Here is a 25,216-nt window from a genome sequence, read left to right as displayed (position 1 = left end):
TTGAATATGTTTGTATAAAAATACGTCTGCCTAAATAAAAATACGAGGTGAAACAATGAAGGGATATCTACATTTAGAAAATGGTGAGAGCTTTGAAGGAACGTTATCGCAAGCTTCTGAAAAGGCTGTTACGAACGGAGAAATCGTATTCTATACTGGGATGACCGGTTATCAAGAAGTTTTAACGGATCCTTCTTATAAAAATCAAATCATTGTTTTCACATACCCCCTAATTGGAAATTACGGAATTAATGAATTCGATTTTGAAAGTAAAGAACCCCACGTGGCCGGAGTCATTGTATATGAAACAAAGGATGCTTATTCTCACTATAATGCAAAGTATTCCTTAAAACAGTATCTTGAAAAATGGAATATACCATTGCTTTCCCACGTCGATACACGTGCAGTTGTAAAAAGAATCAGAACTGAAGGAACCATGCAGGCTGTAATTAGTGATTCTCCTTCGTTTGATGTACCAGCCATTTCTGTTAATGCTAATCCTGTTGGTGAAGTATCAAGTAAGGAGTGGCAAACTTTTGGTACAGGAGATAAACACATTGTATTAGTTGATTTCGGGTATAAAAGATCAATCTTACAATCTCTTTTGTCAAAGGGATGTAAGGTAACTGTAGTTCCTTATACTACATCTTTTGAAAAAGTCAAACAACTTCAACCAAATGGTATTGTCTTGTCAAATGGTCCTGGAGATCCAAAGGCCCTAGCTGAACATCTTCCGACAATTAAGCAGATGATCGAATATTTTCCAACACTAGCCATTTGCTTAGGACATCAGCTTGTTGCCTTAAGCCTAGGTGGAGATACAAAGAAGTTGAAATTTGGTCATAGAGGCGCAAATCAACCAGTGACAGATTTACTTAATGATAAAGTTTATATTACATCACAAAACCACAGTTATGTAGTTGATGAAGCAAGTTTGAGTGAAACAGAATTGAAACCGCGTTTTATAAATTGCAATGACAAGTCAGTAGAAGGATTAACACATTCAAGGCTTCCTATTTTAACGGTTCAATTTCATCCGGAAGCACACCCAGGACCATCTGAAAGTAGTTGGGTTTTTGATGAATTTATAGCACATAAGTGTACTGTTAGGAGAGAAGAGATATATGCCTAAGGATCATTCAATACAATCAATATTAGTTATTGGCTCTGGGCCAATTGTAATCGGGCAAGCAGCAGAATTTGATTATTCTGGGACACAGGGGTGCAGAGCTCTACGTGAAGAAGGCTATAAAGTCATCTTAGTTAATAATAATCCAGCAACCATTATGACAGATGAAGTCAATGCAGACATTGTATATTTTGAACCATTAACTGTTGAGAGTCTTGAAAAAATCATTGCGAAGGAGCGTCCTGACGGTTTACTCGCAACACTTGGGGGGCAGACAGGTCTTAACCTAGCTTTTAGTTTAAGTGAAGCAGGTATTTTAGATAAGTATAATGTGAAAGTCCTTGGTACTCATATTGAATCCATTAAACAAGGCGAGGACCGTGAGGCTTTTCGAAGCTTAATGAATGAACTAAATGAGCCAGTCCCGGATAGTGAAATTGTAACAACAGTTGAAGAAGCAATAACTTTTGCAGAAAAGGTTGGATTTCCTGTTATTGTTCGTCCAGCTTACACATTGGGGGGAACAGGAGGAGGCATTGCGCATGAATTGCAACAATTAGAAGAACTAACGAAAAATGGCTTATCCGAAAGCCCAATTACTCAATGTTTGATTGAAAAAAGTATTGCTGGATATAAAGAAATTGAATATGAGGTAATGAGGGACAAAAAGGGAACCTGCATTACCATCTGTAACATGGAAAATATCGATCCTGTTGGAGTCCATACTGGTGATTCAATTGTTGTGGCACCATCACAAACACTAACAGATGAAGAATATCAAATGCTACGATCTGCGTCCATTAAAATTATTTCTGCTTTAGGAATAATTGGTGGTTGTAATATCCAATTCGCTTTAGATCCATTTAGTAAGAATTATTATCTAATTGAAGTAAATCCACGAGTTAGTCGTTCCTCAGCACTAGCATCAAAAGCAACGGGCTATCCAATTGCAAAAATGGCCGCAAAGCTTGCTGTAGGATATACATTAGATGAATTAGTAAACCCAGTTACAGGAAAAACATTTGCTAGTTTTGAACCAGCGTTAGATTATGTTGTTGTGAAATTCCCGCGCTTTCCATTTGATAAGTTTACAGATGTTCCTACTACGCTTGGAACACAAATGAAAGCAACGGGTGAGGTAATGGCCATTGACCGAAATCTTGAAAGTGCCATTCAAAAAGCAGTACATTCGCTAGAGGGCGATAATAAAAGCCTTCGCTTACCTGCAATTGTAAATAAATCAAGTGAGGAACTTCTCCAGCTTGTTGAAAAAGGAAGTGAAAATCGTTTCTTTGCTGTTCTTGAATTGTTAAGAAGAGAAACAACTGTCGGGGAACTTCATTCGATTTCAAAAATAGATCTATTTTTCTTAGAGACCTTCAAGATCTTGGTAGATACTGAAGTGAAAATTCAACAAACTGCACTTACTGATTTTACTTTAGAATTTATGCAAGTCGTAAAGGAAAAGGGATACTCCGATCAGCATATTGCGTTCCTTTGTCAAGTGGAGGAATCAATGGTTCGTGCAAAACGAAAAGAACTTGGCATTATTCCTAGTTACAAATGCGTAGATACCTGTGCAGGAGAGTTTGCTGCACAAACTGCTTATTATTATTCAAGTTATTTTGGTGAAAATGAGCTGGATGTTTCCGATAAGCAAAAGGTATTAATTCTTGGCTCTGGACCTATTCGAATCGGTCAAGGCATTGAGTTTGACTATAGCTCGGTTCATGGGATATTTGCGCTACAAGACGAGGGTTACGAAACCATTTTGATGAATAACAATCCTGAAACTGTAAGTACCGATTATGAGATTGCTGATAAATTATTTTTTGAACCTTTAACCCTTGAACATGTATTAAATGTAATCGAAGCAGAAAAAGTGGATCAAGTAATGGTTCAATTTGGTGGTCAAACAGCGATTAATCTTGCCCAAGGATTAGAAGCGGAAGGTATTTCAATTGTCGGTATCACACACGATATCATTGACCAGCTTGAGGACCGTGACCGTTTTTATAAGCTCTTAGAAAAAACAAATATTCCGCATATCCCTGGTGAGATTGCCGATAATGCGGAAGAATTAGTGGAGAAGGCTAAGGCGATAGGTTATCCTGTCTTAATCCGTCCTTCGTATGTTATAGGCGGCAAGGGAATGCTTGTAATAAATGATGAGGACGAGCTTGTTTCATTTTTAAAAGACATAACAGAAGATACGTATCCACTTCTGATTGATGCGTATGTACCTGGATTAGAAATTGAAGTTGATTTACTATCTGATGGGGACGAAATTTTGATTCCAACCATTGTTGAACATATTGAAAAAGCAGGCGTTCACTCTGGTGACAGTCATGCGATTATGCCTGCAGTTTCTTTAACCGAAGATAACAAAAAAACGGTTGAAACCTATGCTACTAAGATTGTTCGTGAATTAGAGTTTAAAGGGATAATGAACATTCAATTCGTAATCAGTGACAATCAAATTTATGTACTCGAAGTGAACCCAAGAGCAAGTCGTACGGTACCAGTAATTAGCAAAATTACAGGGATCCCAATGGCTCAACTTGCTTCAAAACTTGTGCTTGGTAAATCTCTACAAGAAGTAACATCAGAAAAAGGATTATTACCTGATTTACCGTACTATACAGTGAAATACCCAGTTTTCTCAACCTATAAACTGCTCGGAGATCCGACAGTAGGGCCTGAAATGAAATCTACCGGTGAGGGAATTAGCATTGCGGCAACAATTGATGAAGCACTAACAAAAGTTTTCCACAGCTATATCATTGCGAAAAAAGACGCCGATGAAATTGTCTTCGATGCGGAAAGTATTCCTGAAGAAGTGAAGCAATTAGCAGAGGAAATGGGACTTAAAACGTATATCGCTAACGACATTTCAGAATGGTGTAAGAGCGAAAAGGCTTTAGCATTTGTAAGCCTTACAGGCGAGAAAAGTGCGAAAAAGAATAAGTTAGAGGCAAGTCAAAAGCGAATTCATGTATTCACTGAAATTGAAACATTACATGCATTCTTAAAAGCGTTCCGTGTATCGAATTTTACAGTCATGTCGATTCAAGAACGTAGAGGTACATTCAAAAATCAGAAAGAAGTGATTAGCAAATGACAACTGCTATTAAACATAATGCTAACAACGTTCTAAAGGGAAAGGATTTACTTACTCTCCTTGATTTAACAGGTGAAGAAATTATCAGTTTGTTGGATACAGCTATTGAAATAAAGCAAAAGCATAAGAATGGGGAAGAAACATCGTATTTAAAAGGAAAAACCTTAGCGATGATCTTTGAAAAGCATTCAACCCGTACAAGAGTGTCTTTTGAGGCAGGTATGCTTCAGCTTGGTGGAAATGCAATCTACCTAAATAGCAATGATATGCAGCTAGGTAGAGGAGAATCAATTGCTGATACAGCGATGGTTTTGTCTGAATATGTAGATGCAATCATGATTCGTACATTTGAGCATGAAAAAATTGAGGAGCTCGCAAAATTTGCCAGTATTCCAGTCATCAATGGTCTAACAGAAGACTATCACCCATGCCAAGCATTAGCTGATTTACTCACAATTTATGAAAAAAAGAAAATCTTCAAGGGAAGCAAACTTGTCTATGTTGGGGATGGCAATAATGTTGCTCATTCACTAATGATTGCTTCGGCAAAGGTTGGATTGGACTGTACGGTTGTTTGTCCGCCTGCATACGCTCCGAAGACTTTTATCGTAGAGAAAGCAAAAGAAATTGCAAAAGAAACAAATGCAGTTATTGAGGTAAGCCATGATCCTGTAGGTGGCCTAGAAGGTGCGGATTATATATACACAGATGTATGGGCAAGCATGGGGCAAGAAAAGGAACAGCAAGAAAGACTTCAGGCGTTTATGCCATATCAAGTTAATTCAGAGCTTGTAAGTGGTGCTAATGAAGACTACATGTTCATGCACTGTTTACCGGCACATCGTGGTGAAGAAGTTACGGCCGATGTGATTGATGGACCACATTCAGTTGTATTCGAACAAGCGGGAAATCGTCTCCACGTTCAAAAAGCAGTATTAAAAGCAATTATGGAATAAGCAAAATTTTATGAAGCCTCGGTCCTTTTTAAGTACTGGGGCTTTTTTTCATGATTTTAAAGGGTAGTGGGAATAGTAATCTTGTAATACTATTCAAAAAGGAGGATTATGATGGGGCAAAGTCATGAATTTCGTGCAGGGCAAAAAGCACCGAATAATGGGATTTATGTAGAAATCGGCGAGCAAGGAGATATGGTTAAGAACCCTAAAAGTGTTAAATTAAGTGCCGGTGACCCGTTCCCGGAAAACTCAAACCATAACCGCAAATGGTCATATAAAAGAAAGCCATAAACAACAAAAAAAGACCCGAACGGGTCTTTTTTTGCATATTAATGATGAGGTTCCTCTACAGGCTCGTTTGGAATAACAGAACCTAAAATAATGATTAGGGCTGTCACAATCACCGCAACGACTGAAGCTGTTTGAAATGAATATGTAGCTGCCTGCATTGATCCAATAACATATGAAGCCATTTGGATTAAGAGGAATGTCCAAAAGAAAGTCCAAAAATAACGCAATGTTTTCACCTCATTAAAATCAAATGCGCCTTGGCGTATTTGCGCCCGATTTTTTTCGAGCTCGCTCGAAAAACTACCACTGAAAAATCGTGGCATCCGCCGGAGGCTTTAACTTTATTCAGTACTTCTGCTGAATAAAGTTAACGGTATCTTTAAATAGTTTACCACATTTGTCATCTTTAAGAAAAGCTATTTTATAGGCATTTCCCCCTTTCATCTTTTATTTCATATCATACACTAATCATGAAGGACGAAAATCAGGAGTAGGAGAAGAGAGCAATGGTACAAAATAAACAATTCTTTAAGCTCGATACGGAGTGGTCTGCTCTTCATTTGCCAAAACGTCCAAATGGCTTTGCTGTTTTAATCATAGGGGATAAAACGAATTTTGTAGAAGAAAGCACTAGCTTTTGGATCCAAAATTACGCAAGGTCCCAAATTCTCGAATACCTTAAGGATGAGGGATATACAGTATTTTATTCAAACCTGTATGGTGCAAACTGGGGAAATCCTGCCTCCGTAAAATTGGCAAAACAGTTGTATCACATCGTGATGAAACGTGAAATCCTAAACAAACGCATCCATATTCTTGCTGAAGGGATGGGAGCATTAACTGCCATGCAGTTAAGTAAAAGGATGCAAGGAGAAATAAGATCCATGGCTTTCCTAAATCCATGCATTGATTTAGTTGCCCATATTGAGAATGAAAGAAAAAATAAATTTTTTTATAAAAAGTTGCTAAAAGAAGTTGCGAAGGCTTATCACCTTGAGGAACGAGAAGTTGAATTCAAAATTAAAGATTTAGCATCTAAAGATAATCTTGTAATTCCAGGTATCCCAATTAAAATTTGGCATAACACAAATGAAAGAACATACACTCCTGAAATACACAGTAAGAAATATGAAAGTGGAAACGAGATGGTCACGTTAAGCTATCATATCAGTGAAAATACGTATGCATTCAGTCGCTCGATTGGTAGCTTCTATAAAGAAAATGAAAAGGAATTATAAAAAGTCCCAGTTTCTTGAAAGAATAGGGACTTTTTATTTACTAACCCGCATACGATACTGTAACTTTATTCAGCAGAAGTCCCTATTAATATAATGGGGGGATGAGGAGTAAGGGTTTAGTCTTTTGTGGGAGTTCAAACTATGGCTGAATAAAGTTAGCCTCCGGCGGATGCCACGATTTTTCAATGGAAGTTTTTCGAGCAGGCTCGAAAAAAATCGGGCGGCAAATACGCCAAGGCGCATTTGATTAATAATATATGGGGGATGTTACAAGTGAAGAAGGTCATACTATTCGATGCTTTCTCGTTTGTAGGATATGGACTCTGCCGCAGGATGCTAGAAGAGGAAATCAATGTCATTGGAGTAGATGCCGAACCGATGGAAAATAGTCCGGAAGAAAATAAAATGCTCTATATTGGACGCAATGCCTATTTTCATTTTATCGACAATTCGAAGGCATTATTGAACCAGAGTTTGTTCGGAAAAACAGATGCAGTCATATATCCATGGTTTAGCTCTACCGATCCAAATCGAAATGAGGAAAAAGAAGAAAGACTTCAATCCGTATTTGACTATTGCATTGATTCAAAAACTAAACTTATTTTGGTCTCGGCACACGATAAAAACAAAGAAGTAAAGAACTCTTTGGAGGATGAATTGGATGAGAGTTGGTATACCAAAATAAATTTAGAAAATAGTCTGTGGGAACATCGGAAGATCCGGACGAAGAATTTAGAGTTTTTGTTTACGTTTATCGACTTTTCTAATAAAGGTTTAGCCGAAGGTATTCAAATAAAGAATGACCATAAAGAATATATCCACCAAAACTTAGACAGCTAGTTCTTCTTTTGCTTTCCAAGTAGCACAAAGTACAATAAAATAAAGTATAGAAGATGAATTTTGTTTTTGTTTTTGAAGGAGTTGTAGTAATGCAAAAGTTGTTTAGGTGGGTGACGCTCTTATTCCTATTAAGTTTTCTCGTATCCTGTGGACAAACAGATGCAGATACTGGGGTCAAAAAAGTAGGTTTGCTTGTACCAGATACAATAGATGACCAAGTATGGGGAACGAAGGGATATAAGGGTTTATTACAGATAAAATCTCAATTTGAGGTTGATGTCTTTTACAAAGAAGGAATTACGACAGAAGCTGCAACTAGATCTGCTGTGGATGAATATGTCGATAAAGGTGTCAACTTAATATTTGGTCATGGTAGTGAATATGTTTCAATTTTTAATGATATTGCAGATGAATACCCTGATGTGCATTTTGTTTTTTTCAATGGGAATACGAGAAAAGAGAATGTTACGAGCCTAAACTTTGAAGGGCATGCAATGGGATTTTTCGGTGGCATGGTTGCGGGTGAAATGACGAAAACAAACAAAATCGGAATTATTGCTGCTTTTGAATGGCAACCAGAAATCAATGGGTTTTATGAGGGTGTTTTATTTCAAAATGATGAAGTCGATGTAGATATAGGATATGTTCAAAACTGGGATGATGACGAAAAAGCAATTTCGATAGCTGAGAAAATGATAACAGACGGTGTTGATATTATTTATCCTGCTGGGGATGGCTACAATGTACCAGTGATAGAAAGGCTTAAGGAAGAAGGACTATATGCAATAGGTTATGTTTCGGACCAATCAGACCTGGGCAAAGAAACCGTCTATACAAGTACTGTTCAGCATGTGGATCAACTCTATTTGTTAGTTGCCGAAAAGTTCAATAAGGGTGAACTTGCTTCAGGAAACCTTTCGTTTGACTTTCAAGATGAAGTCATTTCAATGGGGATTTTTAGCCCCAAGGTTGATGAAAATTTTATTACAGAACTCAAAGATTATATTAAACAATATAAAGAAACGGGAGATCTTCCATCAAAATAGAAGAGGCTATCACATCAGGTGATAGCTTCTTATTTTTTTCGAAAATAATCAAGGAGTGGCGAAAGATCTTTTAAAGCTGGTTTGATTTTATCAATGGAGGTCATAATATCACTAATTTGTCCCATTAGTTGGTTGAAATCTACTCCATTAGCATGATTTTGATTGGAATTTTCTACGGATGCTTCATCCTTATTTCTCTTTGCCGAACGAGAACCAAACATGAGCCGATCGAACCGATCCATTGAGGAAGAATCACGCTCACCCTTTTCTTTTAAATCAAAATCTTCATTCTCATTACTCATTTTTTATCACCAACTCACATAAGAAGTTTTCTTTACAACATTTATATTATATTCATATGATACATCTCAAAAAATGAGATGGGCTAGCATCACTCAAAATCCTAGGCTAACATGGAATCTTTCAAAAAATAAAACCAAAGAGTTGATAACAATTAAAAAATGAATTAAAATTAGTACCAAGTCATAATAATTGATAATAAGAAAAGCGCGGAATAAAAAAAGCTTTTTTGATAAAAAATTATGTTTTTCTCATAAAAAGGGAGATGTTTGTATGGGTGTAGGAATAATTGGAATCAATCGATTTGTACCGGAAAGAGTGGTAACAAACAAAGATCTCGAAAAAATTTTAGATACATCAGATGAATGGATTCGTACAAGAACAGGAATAGAAGAACGCAGAATTGCCGATGATGATACAAATACTTCTGATATGGCGTATGAAGCAGCCCGTAGAGCTTTAGAAGATTCAGGTATCAGCGCAGAAGAATTAGACTTGATTATTGTAGCGACAGTAACGCCTGACAACCCATTTCCGTCAGTTGCATGTATGATTCAAGAACGTCTTGGTGCAAAAAATGCAGCGGCAATGGATATTAGTGCAGCATGTGCTGGATTTATGTATGGAATCATTACAGGTAAACAGTTTATTGAAAATGGTGATTATAAGCATGTATTAGTAGTAGGTGTTGAAAAACTGTCTAAAATTGTGGACTGGAGCGACAGAAATACAGCCGTATTATTTGGAGATGGAGCAGGTTCAGTTGTTCTTGGTGAAGTTTCAGAAGGAAGAGGAATCCTCTCTTTCGAATTAGGAGCAGACGGAACTGGTGCAAAACATCTTTACCAAGATGAACACATCATTATGAATGGACGCGAAGTATTCAAATTTGCAGTAAGACAAATGGGCGAATCAAGTGTAAATGTAATAGAAAAAGCAGGATTAAAGCGTGAAGATGTTGATTATTTAATCCCACACCAAGCAAACATTCGAATCATGGAGGCTTCAAGAGAAAGACTTGAACTACCAGTTGAAAAAATGTCTAAAACAGTGAATAAATACGGAAATACATCAGCAGCATCCATTCCAATTTCAATTGTTGAAGATATTGAAGCAGGAAAAATTAAGGATGATGACGTAATTGTTATGGTAGGATTCGGTGGAGGACTAACTTGGGGTGCCATCTGTATAAGATGGGGTCGCTAAAGAAACTAACATAAAAGAACATCATTTGTCGCAACTATTGATAGAAATGTTGAAATAGGTTGGAAGGAGAAAGATTATGGAAAAGAAGCGTGTAGTAGTAACAGGATTAGGCACGGTTTCGCCGTTAGGTAACGATGTGAAAACGACGTGGGAAAATGCGAAAAACGGTGTCTCAGGTATCGGTCCATTAACAAGAGTTCAAATTGAAGGCTTACCAGCAAAGGTAGCAGCGGAATTAAAGGATTTTAATCCGGAAAATTATATGGACAAAAAAGAAGCACGTCGTATGGACCGCTTCACACAATATGCCATAGCTGCTTCATTCATGGCAGTTAAAGATGCAAATTTAACTATCAATGAAGATAATGCAGAGCGTGTTGGAGTATGGCTTGGTTCAGGTATTGGCGGAATGGAAACTCATGAGGAACAGCATAAGATTTTCTTAGAAAAAGGTTATCGTCGTGTAAGTCCATTCTATGTACCAATGATGATTCCAGACATGGCGGCTGGCCAAGTATCCATCGCTATCGGAGCAAAAGGAATTAACACATGTACAGTTACAGCATGTGCGACTGGTACGAACTCAATCGGTGATGCGTTTAAGGTAATCCAACGTGGAGATGCAGACGTCATGGTTACTGGCGGAACAGAAGCACCATTAACCAGTATGTCATTTGCTGGTTTCGTTTCAGCAAGAGCCGTATCATTAAACCCAGATCCGAAAACAGCAAGCCGTCCATTTGATAAAAACCGAGACGGATTTGTAATGGGTGAGGGAGCTGGAGTTCTAGTCCTTGAAGAACTTGAACATGCATTAGCTCGGGGAGCCAATATTTATGCAGAAATCGTTGGCTACGGTGCAACAGGAGATGCTTATCATATAACAGCTCCAGCACCAGGCGGTGAAGGTGGAGCTCGCGCAATGCGCCAAGCCATTGCAGATGCAGGACTAAATCCAAGTGATGTTGATTATATCAACGCTCATGGAACTAGCACAGATTATAATGATAAGTTTGAAACTGCAGCAATTAAAGAAGTACTCGGTGAACATGCTTATAAAGTAGCGATCAGCTCTACAAAATCGATGACAGGTCACTTACTTGGAGCTGCTGGTGGTGTGGAAGCAATCTTCTCGGTACTTGCAATTAAAGAAGGAATCATTCCACCAACTATTAACTATGAAACACCAGATCCAGATTGTGACTTAGACTATGTACCAAACAAAGCTAGACAACAAGAAGTAAATGTTGCACTAAGTAACTCACTTGGTTTCGGTGGACACAACGCAACAATTCTATTTAAGAAATATCAATAACGTTTAAATCCGAGGAGTCAGGCCAAATGGTCTGGCTCCTTTTTTATTAAAATCGAATACGATAATGAGGTGAAGAAAGGATGTGGTGAAGTGGGGTAATCCGCACAGACCAATGGCTGAAGGAGTCACATGAAAATCCAGTTAAACTTTGTAAAAAACTAAGAAGCTATTTTTCAAATAGGGCTTCAGAACGTGAGATTTATCAGTATTTAAAAATGCACGGAATGTACAGAACAGTTACTACAAACATACTTGATAGCCTTCCTAAAAACGTATGGGGAAAAGTAAAAAAAGAATATAGTGTCTTGCAAAAAAAATGGAACGGTCCGCAGGTCCCAATCTTCATTTTCCCGGCAGACGAAACAAACTCCAGAATCAAAAGAGATTATAATGGCAAATCAGGGCTTGCCTTTAAGGACAAATTATTTCTCTTTTTCTCTCCGCATAATTCACATGACGAAATCAAAGCAGTGCTCACACATGAATACAATCATGTTTGTCGTCTGAAAAAATATAAAAAGAATGAAGCCGACTTAACTTTTTTGGATACGGTGATCTTAGAGGGGATTGCAGAAAACGCAGTTCGTGAGCATTGTGGGGCGGAGAATCTAGCGGGATGGACGAAATATTACTCCGATGTACAGCTTGAAAAACTTGTCAAACAACTAATAATTCCGAACCGAACTGTAAAAAGAAACGAACGAAAACACAACGATCTTTTATACGGAAAAGGCTTCAGCCCCAAGATGGCAGGTTATTGTGCAGGCTATTACTTAGTTAAGCAATATTTGGAAGCTAACAAACTACAAACGAACGCAATCTTGGGTGTGGACTCGAAGGAGTTTGTGAAGGAGTATCTTTGATTGTAGGGGCTGTGGTTTTTGATTTTAACTTAAAAAAGGTAAATTTCTTGGGGGAATTTGTAGATATGATCTCACCTTTGGATAAAACAGGAAAAGGTCATAGCATAGATAGCGTATAAGACAGGACTTCTGGATAAAACAGGAAAAAGCCAAATCATAAGTAGCGGATAAGACAGCATTTCTGGATAAAACAGGAAAAAGCCATAGCATAAATAGCATATATGATATAGGTTTTGGATAAAACAGGGAAAAGCCATAGCATAAATAGCATATATGATATAGGTTTTGGATAAAACAGGGAAAAGCCATAGCATAAATAGCGTATATGACATAGGTTTTGGATAAAACAGGAAAAGGTCATAATATAAATAGTGTATTAGACAGCACTTCTGGATAAAACAGGAAAAACCCATAGTATACCACCGATTAAACTGGGAATTATACCATACAAATAAAAATCCCCACATAATAAAAAAAGATAAGAGTCCCCTTTTTGAATGAAACAGGGAAAGCTCTTATCTTATTTTTCTCATATTGCACTATTCCTCTTTTTTAATATAGTATGTCCCTTTTTTAGATGAACAAGATTGATAGAATCTTGCAAGTGCTCTTTGGATGACAGCCTTTGATCTTATAATCTTACACCATTCGAAAATTATCCCCGAAGTAATCTTCATTTCTGGAAAAAGCATACTGAACTCCTGTATACTCCGCAAAATTGCAACTTCTTTATCTTCCACAAAACCACATTTCTTACATGTTAATGTTGTGGTAAGACCTGAATCAAACATCTCCAATTCACCACACCCCACACACAAAATCCCCTTCGCCAACCCATCAAAGCTATACGCTGGCAGTAGTGAAAATGGTGAGTCTTTTACATGTAAGTCGATGAGTTTCTTTGCCAGTGTATTGTGTTGCCCTGTTAATTTTGAAGGCTGTGAATTTAATTGATTCAAAAACCGTCCAAGTTGTGATGGAAAAATAATCGGTAGGTCGGGTGAAGCCCCGTAGAGGTAAAATTGCGGGTTTATAAATACGAGATGAGCCTCTACTTTAAGGTTAAAACCATGTTGTTGGAGCAATTGCCGAAAGAGAGATTCACTTCGAGATAGTTGAATGAGGGGATTTTTTATCTCCTTACCAGAGAGAAGTCGCATACGGTTGCCTTCAATCAGGTAATCACCTTCAAAATTTTTTACTTCAAAAATGTGTATTGTAGGTTGAGAAATAAGGAATGAATCGATTTGGTAATGAGTATTAGCGGTTTCAAGTAGGAGGTCATTGATGATGAGGCAATCTAGGGAGAGTTTTTCTAGTCTCTGGTCAAACATTTTTTCTCCAATATAACCTTTTTCGAGCGTTATGATTTGATTTTTGGTTTTTTCAAAAACTTGCATTCGAGTTCGGATCGATCTTAGGAGCAGTAATTCTAGTGGAACAGTTCGTTTTTTAATAATCAAAGCAACACTTCCTTTATAAGAGATTCGAGTTAATTTTAAATCTATTATCTATGTTTTCAATTACTAGTTCTATATAAGTTGCATATACAGGTATTTAGAAAATTCTAATATAATATATTTTTATAATATATTAGAATAATTTAAGTTAATAGAAAATTTAATAAAAACCCTTATTTTGCAACATATTAAACAATTTTGACTCTGAGTTTAAAAAATTGTCTTGCAATTATAATATTATAGTAATAAAATTCTATTTACATAATAATTTTGACTAATCATGAAGAATCTGGGGTGTTTTTATGCAACAGACAAAAACGGAAGCACCTTTGCTAGAAGTAAAGGGGTTAAAAACAGGCTTTAACATTGATGGAGAAATCTATCATGCTGTCGATGGTGTCTCTTTTAGTGTTAAATCGCGTCAAATTGTCGGAATTGTTGGAGAATCAGGCTGCGGTAAAAGCGTTATGTCAATGTCTGTTATGAAACTACTACCTATAGGGGTCGGAGAAATTACAGACGGAGAAGTTGTTTTCCAAGGAAATAATATTGAGAATCTATCAGAATCTGAAATGAATAAAATTCGTGGGAAAGATGTTTCGATGATTTTCCAGGAACCAATGACAGCGTTAAATCCTGTTTTTACAATCGGCTTTCAATTATCAGAAGTTTTGCTCAATCATTTTGATATTTCAAAGCAGGAAGCACGTGAAAGATGTATCAGTCTATTACAGAGTGTCGGAATTTCAAGGCCGGAAAAAATTGTGGACGAGTACCCACACCAGTTATCGGGCGGAATGCGTCAACGGGTTATGATTGCCATGGCGATTGCATGTCAACCAAAACTATTGATTGCGGATGAACCGACAACAGCATTGGATGTTACGGTCCAAGCACAAATCCTTGATCTATTAAAAGAGATTCAAGAAAAAAATGATATGTCCGTTATTTTAATTACACATGACTTAGGTGTTGTTGCGGAAATGTGCGATGAGGTAATCGTAATGTACGCTGGGAAGATTGTGGAACGAACGGATGTCGACACGCTGTTCTATAATCCAAAGCATCCGTATACAAAAATGCTATTAGATTCCATTCCTAAAATGGAAGAAGAGGAAGAAACATTAGGTTCAATTGAAGGAATAGTTCCTTCACTAAAGAACATGCCAAGGGTTGGTTGTCGTTTTGCCGAACGCTGTCCAGTGGCTACAGACGAATGTAAACGAATTACACCTGAGTTGGCAGAAGTAGAGAGCGGCCATGAGGTATCTTGTCTTCTTTACAAAACAAGTTATCCACTGGAAGAGGTGAAATAATAAATGAGCCAGGCAACGAAAGAAAGAAAAGATGAAGTTTTACTCGAGGTTCAAAATCTCAAAACTTACTACCCTATTAAAGGTGGATTTTTTAAGAGAACTGTAGGAAATGTAAAAGCAGTGGATGACGTTTCTTTTGAGATACTTAAGAGTGAAACATTAGGCCTTGTTGGTGAATCGGGTTGTGGAAAATCGACAACAGGTCGTACAATATTACGTCTAACCAAACCAACAGATGGAAAAATCATTTTTGATGGTAAAGATATTACGAATCTATCTGGAACAACATTAAGAAAGATTCGCCAAGATTTTCAGATGGTGTTCCAAGATCCATATGCTTCATTAAATCCAAAGCAAATGGTAGGGGATGTTGTAGCAGAACCAATCAAGAACTATTACAAGAAATCTTCTAAGGAATTAAAACCCGAAATTATCGAACTATTAAAAAAGGTTGGTCTTCCGGAGGATGCTTATTATAAATATCCACATGAGTTCTCAGGTGGACAAAGACAACGTATCGGAATTGCTCGAGCACTTGCTTTACGACCAAAATTAATTATTGCGGATGAGCCAGTGTCAGCGTTAGACGTTTCTGTTCAATCACAAGTATTAAACTTGTTGAAGGAACTACAAGAAGAATTTGATTTAACATTTTTATTTATCGCTCATGATTTAAGTGTTGTAAAACATATGAGTGATCGAATCGGAGTTATGTACTTAGGTGGAATCGTGGAAATTGCAGATAAAAATGGATTATATGCAGAACCTTTGCATCCGTATACAAAAGCTCTTATCTCAGCGATTCCATATCCAGACCCTAGAAGAAAGAAAGAGCGCATCATCTTAGAAGGTGATGTACCGAGCCCAGCAAATCCTCCAACTGGTTGTCCGTTCAATCCGCGTTGTGCTTTTGCAACGGATGAATGTCGGACAGTAAAACCAGCTTTAAAGGAGGTGAAACCAGGACATAGAGTAGCGTGTCACCTCTACAACGAGTAGGGTGATAAATGAAAAATTCTAGTTCATACTTACATGAAAAACAAACACAAAACGGGGGTAACAAAAATGAAAAAATCACTATTGTCTGTGATTTCCCTGTTGCTAGTAATGTCATTATTTTTAGCAGCATGTGGAGGTAATGATTCTAAATCCGGTGAGGAAAAAGAATCTGCAGAAAAGACAACTGAACCACAACAAGGTGGTAAAGTAACGTATGCGTTAGGTTCAGAATTCCAAGGCTTATTAGAATGGGCATTTTATGAAGAAGCAACAGATTCAGAAATTCTTCAATTCTTCAATGAATCATTAATTCAAACTGACGACAACTTAAATTACATCCCAGGAATTGCAAGCTGGGAAACAGAAGATAATCAACACTATACATTCACTTTCAAAGAAGGTGTAAAATGGCATAACGGCGAAGAACTTACTGTTAATGACTGGGTATTTGCATTAGAAACAATTGCACACCCTGAATATACAGGTCCACGTTATGTGAACGTAAAGGACATTGTTGGTGCTCCTGAATTCCACGATGGAAAAGCAGAGAGTATTTCCGGTATTAAAGTAATTGATGATTACAATATTGAAATTACTTTTGACAAAGCACGTGTTAACAACTTAGAAAATCTATGGACATATGCAATGCCAGCGAAGCATTTTGAAGGTGTAGCAGTTAAAGACATGGCTTCTTCAGCACAAGTTCGTCAAAATCCAGTAGGACTTGGACCTTTCAAAGTGAAGAACATTGTACAAGGTGAATCTGTGGAAATGGAACGCTTTGATGATTACTACCAAGGTAAACCAAATCTAGATACAATTGTTGTAAAAGTAATTGACGCAGCATTAACTTCAGGTGTACTTCAATCTGGTGAAGTAGATGTAATGTCAGTTCACGCTTCAAACTATGAGCAAGTTGCGGCATTAGACAATGTTAATCTAGAAAAAGTACTAGGTCTTTCTTATTCTTATATCGGATTTAAATTCGGTCACTGGGATGCAGAAAAAGAAGAAAACGTAATGGATAATGAAAAGTTCCAAAACTTACAATTACGTCAAGCATTAGTACATGCGCTTAACCGTGAAGAATGGATTAAAGGATTCTTTAATGGATTAGGTGAAGTAGTGGACACTCCAGTACCAAGTGCGCACTGGATTGCAGCAGACAAAGAAGACTTAACTCATTATGAGTATGACCCAGAAAAAGCAAAAACATTATTAGATGAAGCTGGTTATAAAGATGTTGACGGTGATGGCTTAAGAGAAGATCCTAATGGAGAACCATTCTCTATTCAATTTGCTCACTATGCAGGAAGCAACCCAACATTTGAACCACGTGCGAAGTATATCGTTCAAGCATGGAATGAAGTTGGAATTAAAACTGAATTTGCAAAAGGTGCTTTAATCGACGGTACTCTTTATTACGATATGTTAGAAAAAGACGATAAAGATATGGAAGTTCACTTCGGTACTTGGGGAACTGGTACTGACCCAGATCCATCTGGATTATGGGGAAGAGATGCAATTTGGAACTTCACTCGTTGGACAGATGATAAGAACGACCAATTGCTAGAAGATGCACTTGATGTTTCAATCGTTGGTGCTGACCAAGAAAAACGTAAAGAGCTTTATGTTGAATGGCAACAATTATGGAACGAACAATTACCTATTATTCCAATCGTAGAATATTATGACCTATGGGGCATGAATAAACGTGTTCAAGGTGTACATGTTTCTGCACCGGGATTAAGTGATTTCCATAAGTGGTATGTAACTGACGGTAAATAATATGTGATAGTTCTATCAGTGGGCGATTCGCCCACTGATACTATCTATTAAGTAATACTAGATAAGGAGAATCGACCATGTTAAAGTTTGCTCTTCGAAGAATACTCGGTATGATTCCAGTTTTGCTCCTTATCTCCATCGTTGTGTTTACTTTGGCGAAACTAATGCCAGGGGATTCACTAAGCGGAGAAATTGATCCAACAAACACGGATCCTCAATATATTGAGGAAATGAGGGAAAAACTTGGCTATAACGATCCTATTCATGTTCAGTATTTTCGTTGGATATCAGATTTCGTTCAAGGAGAATTTGGTACATCTTCACGCTATAAAATGCCCGTTATTGATGTAATTGCAGAACGTCTTCCAAATACCCTTCTTTTAGGTGTGGCTGCGCTCATCATTACGTATATTTTAGCATTCTTCATGGGTATGTATTCCGGAAGAAAACCCTATACAGTGGGTGACCATGTTATTAGCGGGGGGAACTATTTTGCATTAGCGATTCCTTCATTTGTTGCAGCGATTGTAGCAATCTATGTTTTCTCATTCCAATTAGGGTGGTTTCCATCAGGTGGATCTTCAGAGGTTGGATTAATGGAAGGAACATTTGAATATTATATGAGTCGTTTACATCATGTTCTTTTACCGGCTCTTGTACTTGGTGCTTTTAGTACAGCATCTTACACACAATTTTTACGGAATGATGTAATTGAAAACAGCCGTAAAGATTTCGTAAGAACGGCACGTGCAAAAGGTACAAAGGAATCTACCATCTATAACAAACATATTCTACGTAATTCTATCATTCCCCTTGTAACATTTTTTGGCTTTGATTTAGCTGCGTTAATTGGTGGAGCGATCATTACAGAAACGATATTTACCTATCCTGGTATAGGAAGTCTATTTTTAAACTCTGTAAGTCAACGTGATTATACAGTTTTAATGTCTTTAACTATGCTTTTATCTACTCTAACACTTGTAGGGAATTTAATTGCAGATATTTTGTACGGTATCGTAGATCCGCGAATTCGTTTAGATTAGGAGGAATGGTTTTATGGAAACAGCAACAAATACTAGCTTACAAGCAAACATAAAGCCTCGTAAAAGTCTATCTCCATGGGCCATTGCTCGGAAAAAATTTATAAAGAACAAGCTTGCGATGGTGAGTTTAATCTTTTTAATCTTTGTTGCAATTATTTCTTTTTTAGCTCCATTTATAACAACGGCAGATGTAACAAAGGTTGATATCGGAAAGATGAATTTAGCTCCATCTAGCGAACATTGGCTTGGTACTGACAACGCAGGGCGTGATGTATTTACACGTCTTTTATACGGTGGACGAATCTCCTTAACAGTTGGGATTGCCTGTACGATTTTAATTGTTTCATTTGGTACATTTATTGGATCAGTAGCAGGATATTTTGGCGGGAAAATCGATAATATGTTAATGCGTTTTACAGATTTTGTTCTGAATTTCCCATTCATCGTATTTGTTATTGTTATCAATACCATTTTAATTGGAAAAGTATCAGGGGTTTGGGTCCTTATTGGTGTAATTAGTCTACTAAGTTGGGGTGGCGTTGCACGTATCGTTAGAAGTAAGATTCTTGCAGAAAAAGAGAATGAATATATTTTAGCAGCACAATCGATTGGTTGTTCTTCAGCGAAAATCATTGTAAAACATTTATTACCGAACGTCTTTTCAACGATCATCGTTCAAGCAACTCTTTTATTTGCTGGTATGATTGTTGCGGAAACAGGACTAAGCTTTTTAGGTTTCGGTATCCCGCAAGATGTTCCGAGTTGGGGAAATATGCTTTCAGTAGCAAACCAGCCAGATGTTCTTCAAAATAAAACATGGATATGGATTCCGCCTGCGTTGGCAATAACATTAACGATTTTATCGATTAATTTTATAGGTGAAGGTTTGAAGGATGCACTAAATCCTAAATCAAATCGTTAGCTAGATCTATCACAAAATGTGATGGGTCTTTTTTTTTATTTCACTAATGTAACGCTTTTTAGCACTAAAGAATTATATTAAAAAAACAAAATCTCCTATTTTATTGAAAGGTGTATTTTAGATATTGCTTTTGAAAAACTAATAATATCAACAGTTTCACTAATAAGTAATAAAAATAATAAAAATTATCTTGCAATTTCGACATAGTTTTAATAGAATTTTAAGTAGATTAAGAGAATAATCACTTTTCTGTTATAAATGCATATTAACTAAATTTTAAAAATTGACTTGTATTTGTAATCTTTCTGTAATAAAATTTAGTTGATTCTTTTGTCAGATAATTTCTATATATTTGACACTTCAAAGCTTTAGTGTGGTAAAATAAGAGATTGCTAGAATTTTTTGGTTGATATTTCACTAAAGATATTATATTTTGAATAATGAGTGAACTTGTTTTTTAGTTCCGGTAAGGAAGGTGAACCGTTTTTATGGCTACATTACTAGAAGTGAAAAATCTAAAAACCTACTTCTACAAAAAGAAAACTGTAATACCTGCCGTAGATGGCGTTGATTTGAAAATAAATAAAGGTGAAACCTTAGCTATTGTAGGTGAATCTGGATCTGGTAAAAGTATTACATCACTTTCAATTATGAAGTTAGTTCCAAGTCCAGCTGGGAAAATTGTCGAGGGTGAAATCATTCTAGATGGTAGGAACCTGGTTGATTTATCTGAAGCTGAAATGTGCAAGGTTCGTGGGAATGACATTTCAATGATATTCCAAGAACCAATGACATCTCTTAACCCAGTACTAACAGTTGGTGAACAAATTACTGAAGTACTAATGTATCACCAAAAAATGTCCAAAGCTGAAAGTACAAAAAAGGCAATTGAAATGTTGGAATTAGTTGGTTTCTCAAGGGCAGCGGAATTAATAAATGAATTCCCACACCGCCTATCAGGTGGTATGCGTCAAAGAGTCATGATAGCGATTGCAATGAGTTGTAATCCGAAGCTTCTTATAGCGGATGAGCCTACAACAGCACTTGACGTGACAATACAAGCGCAAATTCTCGACTTAATGAAGGACTTAAGTCACAAATTTGATACTTCAATTCTACTAATCACTCACGATTTAGGTGTTGTATCGGAAGTGGCAGATAAAATCGTTGTTATGTATGGGGGCCAAGTTGTTGAACAATCACCAGTAGATGATCTGTTTGATGAACCGCTTCACCCTTATACTGTTGGACTTATGAACTCCATTCCTGCTATAGAAGGGGCGATAGAACGCCTTCAATCGATTGAAGGGAACGTACCGTCACCGGAAAATATGCCAAAAGGATGCAGATTTGCTCCACGCTGTTCTAAAGCATTTGATCGCTGTTTTGCCGAAGCGCCTCAACTAAAACAAATGGGTAAAGAACGAGCAGTTCGCTGTTTCTTATATGACGACGAGGGGGCCAAAGCATGATTTCAACAAACGTAGAAAATAAGGTTGATTCTTCACAAGAAAATAGTGAGATCATCCTTGAACTTCAAGACGTAAAAAAATACTTTCCAATCAAAGCTGGTCTTTTACAACGAAATGTTGGTAATGTCAAAGCGGTCGATGGAATAAGTTTGCAGATTAAAAAAGGTGAAACAATTGGACTAGTTGGAGAGTCAGGTTGTGGGAAATCAACAACTGGTAGAACAATTATCCGATTGTACGAACCAACTGATGGGAAGATCATCTTTAAGGGGAAAGACATTACACATATGTCTGAAAGTGAATTAAGAAAGTCCGTACGAAGAGATATTCAAATGGTTTTCCAAGATCCTTTTGCAACCCTTAATCCAAGAAAGTCTTTACGATCAATTATTAAAGAACCATTAATTACTCATAACCTATATACAGCTAAAGAGCGGGAAGAAAAAGTAAAAGAATTAATGGAAACAGTTGGATTGAATGCTTCATTCATTAACAGGTATCCACATGAGTTCTCAGGAGGACAACGTCAAAGAATTGGGATTGCAAGAGCACTCGCTTTGAACCCTGAATTGATAATCGCGGATGAACCAGTATCAGCCCTAGACGTGTCAATTCAAGCACAGGTAATTAACTTAATGGAAGACCTTCAAGAAGAATTCGGTCTAACTTATATCTTTATCTCGCATGATTTGAGTGTAGTAAGACATATAAGTGATAGAGTGGGAGTTATGTACCTTGGTAAGATGATGGAATTAGCGAATAAAGAAGATTTATATGCTGAACCACTTCATCCATATACACAAGCATTGTTATCTGCGGTTCCTGTTCCTAAAAAATCAGGAACAATTAAAAGGGAACGTATTGTGTTGAAAGGGGAACTGCCAAGCCCTTCAAACCCACCAAGTGGTTGTGTATTCCACACAAGGTGTCCGGCAGCAACAGATATTTGTCGCCAGTTGGTACCAGAATTTAAAGAAGTTAAACAAGGGCATTTTGTTGCATGTCACCTTTACCAGTAAAAGTGACGGCACAGAATATATATAGATTCTTTGAAGGGAGGAGATGCCACCTAAAGGGATCAATCTAAGCAGTAAAAACTAAAAATTCTAACAAAATGATAGGGGGAAACAAACGTGAAGTTAAGAAAAAGCTTATGGCTATTTTTAGTCCTAACACTTGTAATGTCACTTTTCTTAGCAGCTTGTAGCGGTGGCGGCGAAGAAGCTGGCACTGATACGCCAAAAGAAGAAGAACCAGCTAAGGAAGAACCAGCAAAAGAAGAACCAAGCAATGAGCCAGTTGATGGTGGAGATTTAGTAGTTGGATCTGCTGGTAGCCCAACATTATTCAACCCATATTTCTCAACTGATACAGCTTCAAGTGATATTGAAGGATTCATTTACAATGGATTAGTAACAGTTAACTTAGACTTAGAAGTGACAAATGACCTAGCTGAAGAAATCACTCCTTCAGAAGATGGTTTAGAGTACACTGTAAAACTAAAACAAGGTGTTAAATTCCATGATGGAGAAGAAATGACAGCTGATGATGTTGTATTCTCTTACATGTTAATGAAAAACCCAGACGTAGTTTCTGAGCGTAAATCTAACTTTGAAAGCATGGAAAAAGTAGAAAAGATCGACGACTACACTGTTAAATTTACTTTAAACAAAGTAGACGTAACTTTCTACCCAACAACTTTGAGCTATTCTGTACTACCTGAGCATATCTTAGGTGACGTTGACCCTGCTACATTACATGAGCATGAGTTCAACACAAAGAGCCCAATCGGTACTGGTCCATTCAAATTTGTTGAGTGGAAAGATGGAGAGTATGTAAAAGTTGAAGCATTCGATGACTATTTCGATGGTCGTCCACACTTAAATTCAATCACTACACGTTATGTAGCTGATGCTAACGCACTAATTGCTGCATTACAAGCTGGTGAGATCGACATGTACAACGCAGTTCCAGGAACTGAAGTTGACACAGTTAAAACTATTGAAGGTACTAAAGTTGAAAATGGTCTAGCATTATCTTATACATTCTTAGGTTTTAACCAAAAAGATGAAAGATTCAAAGACAAGAAAGTTCGTCAAGCATTCACACATGCAGTTAATAAAGAAGCAATCGTTGAAAGCATTATGAATGGTGCTGGTCAACCAGCTACTGCTCCTGACAGCCCATTAATGTGGACTTACAATGACGATGTACCACAATTTGAGTATGACTTAGAAAAAGCAAAAGCATTACTTAAAGAAGCTGGATGGGAAGATACTAACGGAAACGGTATCGTAGATAAAGATGGTAAAGAAATGTCATTCTCTATCAAAACAAACCAAGGTAACAAAATCCGTGAAGATATCGCTGTAGTATTACAACAACAATTTAAAGAAATTGGTGTTGAAGCAAAACCTGAAATCGTTGAATGGTCTGCATTTATTGAACAAATCTCTGCTCCAAACTGGGAGTACGAAGCTATGATTCTTGGTTGGGCATTATCAACATTCCCTGACCAATATGATATCTTCCACTCTTCACAAGCTGCAGAAGGCTTAAACATGACATGGTATAGCAATCCAGAAGCAGACAAGTTAATGGAAGAAGCAAGACAAACTACTGACATTGAGAAATACAAAGAGATTCACAAAGATCTATACAATATTCTTGTAGAAGATCAAGCTTATACATTCTTGTATTATCCTGAAGAATTCCGTGCTATGCCGGAAGAATTACAAGGCTATGAGTTCCATTCAAGAAATCCATTCTATAATGCTCATAAATGGTGGTTACAAACTGCTAACTAATATGAGATAGTTAAATTGATAGTTGAAGAGGGAAGGGTAAATTCCCTTCCTTCTTTCTTTTGAAACCGAAAATTCCTGGATATACCGTATCTAGATAAACACATAGAAGAATTTATTAAATTATGAAGGAGAAATAGCTATGGTATCTTATATCATCCGACGAACATTAATGGCTATTCCCCTATTATTAGGAATTACCATCATCTCATTTGCAATTATGCATATGGCTCCTGGTGACCCAACTGCACTCATGATGGATCCTAATATTAGTGCAGCAGATAGAGAAATTGTTATGGAGAAATATGGATTTAATGACCCTATCCATGTCCAGTATTTTAAGTGGTTAGGAAATATGCTTCAAGGTGACTTTGGAGATTCAGTAATTAATAAGGGAAGAGATGTTTCTGAATTGATTTGGAATCGATTGCCAAACACTCTCTTATTGATGGGAGTTTCTACAATATTAGCAATTGTTATTGCAGTGCCATTTGGAGTAATTTCTGCAGTACGTCCATATTCTAAAATCGACTATACGGTTACAGTATCCTCATTTTTAGGACTTGCTGTACCAAACTTCTGGTTCGGATTAATTTTAATTATGGTTTTCTCTGTTCATCTTGGCTGGTTCCCTGCTTCTGGTACTCAAACTCTAAATGCTCCGTTCAGCATTTGGGATCGTATTCACCATTTAATCTTACCAGCGTTTGTTTTAGCTACTGCAGATATGGCGAGTTTAACACGATATACTCGTTCAAGTATGATTGAGGTTGTTAACCAAGATTATATGAGAACTGCAAGAGCTAAAGGCTTTAAAGAAAGAAAAGTTATTGCAAAACATGGATTACGGAATGGACTAATTCCAGTTATTACGATTTTCGGAATTATGATACCAAGTTTCATCGGTGGTTCTGTTATTGTTGAATCCGTATTTGGTTGGCCAGGTCTTGGTAAATTATTTGTTGATTCAGCTTTCCAACGTGACTATCCAATTGTTATGGCAATAACTGTAATTTCCTCCGTGTTAGTAGTAGTAGGAAATCTTATAGCCGATATCTTATACGCTATCTTTGATCCGAGAATTGAATACTAGAAGGGGGGAAGAAG

Annotated in this window: 22 protein-coding genes; 19 read left to right on the top strand and 3 right to left on the bottom strand. The window is 37.1% G+C overall.

Going from position 1 to position 25,216, the window contains the following annotated elements:
• The first annotated feature begins 55 nt into the window (after positions 1–55).
• The 4 genes from CKJ95_RS14880 to CKJ95_RS14865 all read left to right on the top strand — a co-directional run bounded on the left by CKJ95_RS14880 (position 56) and on the right by CKJ95_RS14865 (position 5,497).
• Entirely contained in the window at positions 56–1,132 is a 1,077-nt protein-coding gene (locus tag CKJ95_RS14880; RefSeq protein ID WP_099354229.1) for a carbamoyl phosphate synthase small subunit, read from the top strand.
• A complete protein-coding gene (locus tag CKJ95_RS14875; RefSeq protein ID WP_099354228.1) occupies positions 1,125–4,250 on the top strand; it encodes a carbamoyl phosphate synthase large subunit in 3,126 nt (1,041 codons plus the stop codon). Before CKJ95_RS14880 ends, CKJ95_RS14875 begins: the two co-directional genes overlap by 8 nt.
• Positions 4,247–5,206, top strand: coding sequence for an ornithine carbamoyltransferase (gene argF / locus CKJ95_RS14870; protein WP_099354227.1), 960 nt, complete (start codon positions 4,247–4,249; stop codon positions 5,204–5,206). Before CKJ95_RS14875 ends, argF begins: the two co-directional genes overlap by 4 nt.
• A gap of 111 nt (positions 5,207–5,317) precedes the next feature.
• Complete coding sequence (locus CKJ95_RS14865; protein WP_077617287.1) at positions 5,318–5,497, top strand: YjzC family protein; 180 nt, start codon at positions 5,318–5,320, stop codon at positions 5,495–5,497.
• A gap of 38 nt (positions 5,498–5,535) precedes the next feature.
• Here the strand turns inward: CKJ95_RS14865 and CKJ95_RS14860 are convergent, their stop codons facing one another.
• Positions 5,536–5,724, bottom strand: coding sequence for a YjzD family protein (locus CKJ95_RS14860; RefSeq protein WP_099354226.1), 189 nt, complete (start codon positions 5,722–5,724; stop codon positions 5,536–5,538).
• Between the two features lie 279 nt (positions 5,725–6,003).
• Here CKJ95_RS14860 and CKJ95_RS14855 point away from each other — a divergent pair, with 279 nt between their 5' ends.
• The 3 genes from CKJ95_RS14855 (at position 6,004) to CKJ95_RS14845 (ending at position 8,621) form a co-directional block, all read left to right on the top strand.
• A complete protein-coding gene (locus CKJ95_RS14855) occupies positions 6,004–6,735 on the top strand; it encodes an alpha/beta hydrolase (RefSeq protein WP_099354225.1) in 732 nt (243 codons plus the stop codon).
• 273 nt (positions 6,736–7,008) lie between these two features.
• Entirely contained in the window at positions 7,009–7,575 is a 567-nt protein-coding gene (locus CKJ95_RS14850; RefSeq protein ID WP_099354224.1) for a hypothetical protein, read from the top strand.
• Positions 7,576–7,664: 89 nt separating this feature from the next.
• A complete protein-coding gene (locus CKJ95_RS14845; RefSeq protein WP_099354223.1) occupies positions 7,665–8,621 on the top strand; it encodes a BMP family ABC transporter substrate-binding protein in 957 nt (318 codons plus the stop codon).
• A gap of 29 nt (positions 8,622–8,650) precedes the next feature.
• Here the strand turns inward: CKJ95_RS14845 and CKJ95_RS14840 are convergent, their stop codons facing one another.
• Positions 8,651–8,923 carry a hypothetical protein gene (locus tag CKJ95_RS14840; RefSeq protein WP_099354222.1) on the bottom strand — a complete coding sequence of 91 codons (273 nt, stop codon included), beginning with the start codon at positions 8,921–8,923 and terminating at the stop codon, positions 8,651–8,653.
• Between the two features lie 271 nt (positions 8,924–9,194).
• On the opposite strand from CKJ95_RS14840, the gene CKJ95_RS14835 reads away from it, so the two are divergent.
• From CKJ95_RS14835 to CKJ95_RS14825, 3 genes are all read left to right on the top strand, one after another.
• Positions 9,195–10,127, top strand: coding sequence for a beta-ketoacyl-ACP synthase III (locus tag CKJ95_RS14835; RefSeq protein WP_099354221.1), 933 nt, complete (start codon positions 9,195–9,197; stop codon positions 10,125–10,127).
• 76 nt (positions 10,128–10,203) lie between these two features.
• Positions 10,204–11,442, top strand: coding sequence for a beta-ketoacyl-ACP synthase II (fabF, locus tag CKJ95_RS14830; protein ID WP_099354220.1), 1,239 nt, complete (start codon positions 10,204–10,206; stop codon positions 11,440–11,442).
• A gap of 215 nt (positions 11,443–11,657) precedes the next feature.
• On the top strand, positions 11,658–12,305 hold the full coding sequence (locus CKJ95_RS14825) for a DUF2268 domain-containing protein (protein ID WP_099354219.1): 648 nt from the start codon (positions 11,658–11,660) through the stop codon (positions 12,303–12,305).
• 539 nt (positions 12,306–12,844) lie between these two features.
• Here the strand turns inward: CKJ95_RS14825 and CKJ95_RS14820 are convergent.
• Positions 12,845–13,768 (bottom strand): nuclease-related domain-containing protein, encoded by a 924-nt coding sequence (locus tag CKJ95_RS14820; RefSeq protein ID WP_099354218.1) that lies wholly within the window; start codon positions 13,766–13,768, stop codon positions 12,845–12,847.
• Between the two features lie 299 nt (positions 13,769–14,067).
• Between CKJ95_RS14820 and CKJ95_RS14815 the strand changes: the two genes are divergently transcribed.
• From CKJ95_RS14815 to CKJ95_RS14775, 9 genes are all read left to right on the top strand, one after another.
• Positions 14,068–15,081, top strand: coding sequence for an ABC transporter ATP-binding protein (locus tag CKJ95_RS14815; protein WP_099354217.1), 1,014 nt, complete (start codon positions 14,068–14,070; stop codon positions 15,079–15,081).
• A 3-nt stretch (positions 15,082–15,084) separates the two neighbouring features.
• On the top strand, positions 15,085–16,080 hold the full coding sequence (locus CKJ95_RS14810) for an ABC transporter ATP-binding protein (protein WP_099354216.1): 996 nt from the start codon (positions 15,085–15,087) through the stop codon (positions 16,078–16,080).
• 66 nt (positions 16,081–16,146) lie between these two features.
• Positions 16,147–17,868: an oligopeptide ABC transporter substrate-binding protein gene (gene opp4A, locus CKJ95_RS14805; protein WP_099354215.1), complete on the top strand. Its 1,722-nt coding sequence runs from the start codon at positions 16,147–16,149 to the stop codon at positions 17,866–17,868.
• Between the two features lie 77 nt (positions 17,869–17,945).
• A complete protein-coding gene (gene opp4B / locus CKJ95_RS14800; protein WP_099354214.1) occupies positions 17,946–18,911 on the top strand; it encodes an oligopeptide ABC transporter permease in 966 nt (321 codons plus the stop codon).
• A gap of 13 nt (positions 18,912–18,924) precedes the next feature.
• Positions 18,925–19,833: an oligopeptide ABC transporter permease gene (opp4C, locus tag CKJ95_RS14795; RefSeq protein ID WP_099354213.1), complete on the top strand. Its 909-nt coding sequence runs from the start codon at positions 18,925–18,927 to the stop codon at positions 19,831–19,833.
• Between the two features lie 488 nt (positions 19,834–20,321).
• The gene (locus CKJ95_RS14790; RefSeq protein WP_099354212.1) at positions 20,322–21,305 is read left to right on the top strand and encodes an ABC transporter ATP-binding protein; all 984 of its coding nucleotides are present in this window, start codon (positions 20,322–20,324) and stop codon (positions 21,303–21,305) included.
• Positions 21,302–22,324, top strand: coding sequence for an ABC transporter ATP-binding protein (locus tag CKJ95_RS14785; RefSeq protein WP_099354211.1), 1,023 nt, complete (start codon positions 21,302–21,304; stop codon positions 22,322–22,324). Before CKJ95_RS14790 ends, CKJ95_RS14785 begins: the two co-directional genes overlap by 4 nt.
• A gap of 114 nt (positions 22,325–22,438) precedes the next feature.
• A complete protein-coding gene (locus CKJ95_RS14780; RefSeq protein ID WP_099354210.1) occupies positions 22,439–24,112 on the top strand; it encodes a peptide-binding protein in 1,674 nt (557 codons plus the stop codon).
• A gap of 139 nt (positions 24,113–24,251) precedes the next feature.
• Positions 24,252–25,202 carry an ABC transporter permease gene (locus CKJ95_RS14775; protein ID WP_099354209.1) on the top strand — a complete coding sequence of 317 codons (951 nt, stop codon included), beginning with the start codon at positions 24,252–24,254 and terminating at the stop codon, positions 25,200–25,202.
• Positions 25,203–25,216 lie beyond the last annotated feature (14 nt).

Source organism: Fredinandcohnia onubensis, assembly GCF_002734285.1.
Taxonomy (GTDB): Bacteria; Bacillota; Bacilli; order Bacillales; family Bacillaceae_L; genus Ferdinandcohnia; species Ferdinandcohnia onubensis_A.
The sequence above is the reverse complement of the archived record's forward strand: the minus strand, read 5'-3'. Positions and strand labels throughout refer to the sequence as shown.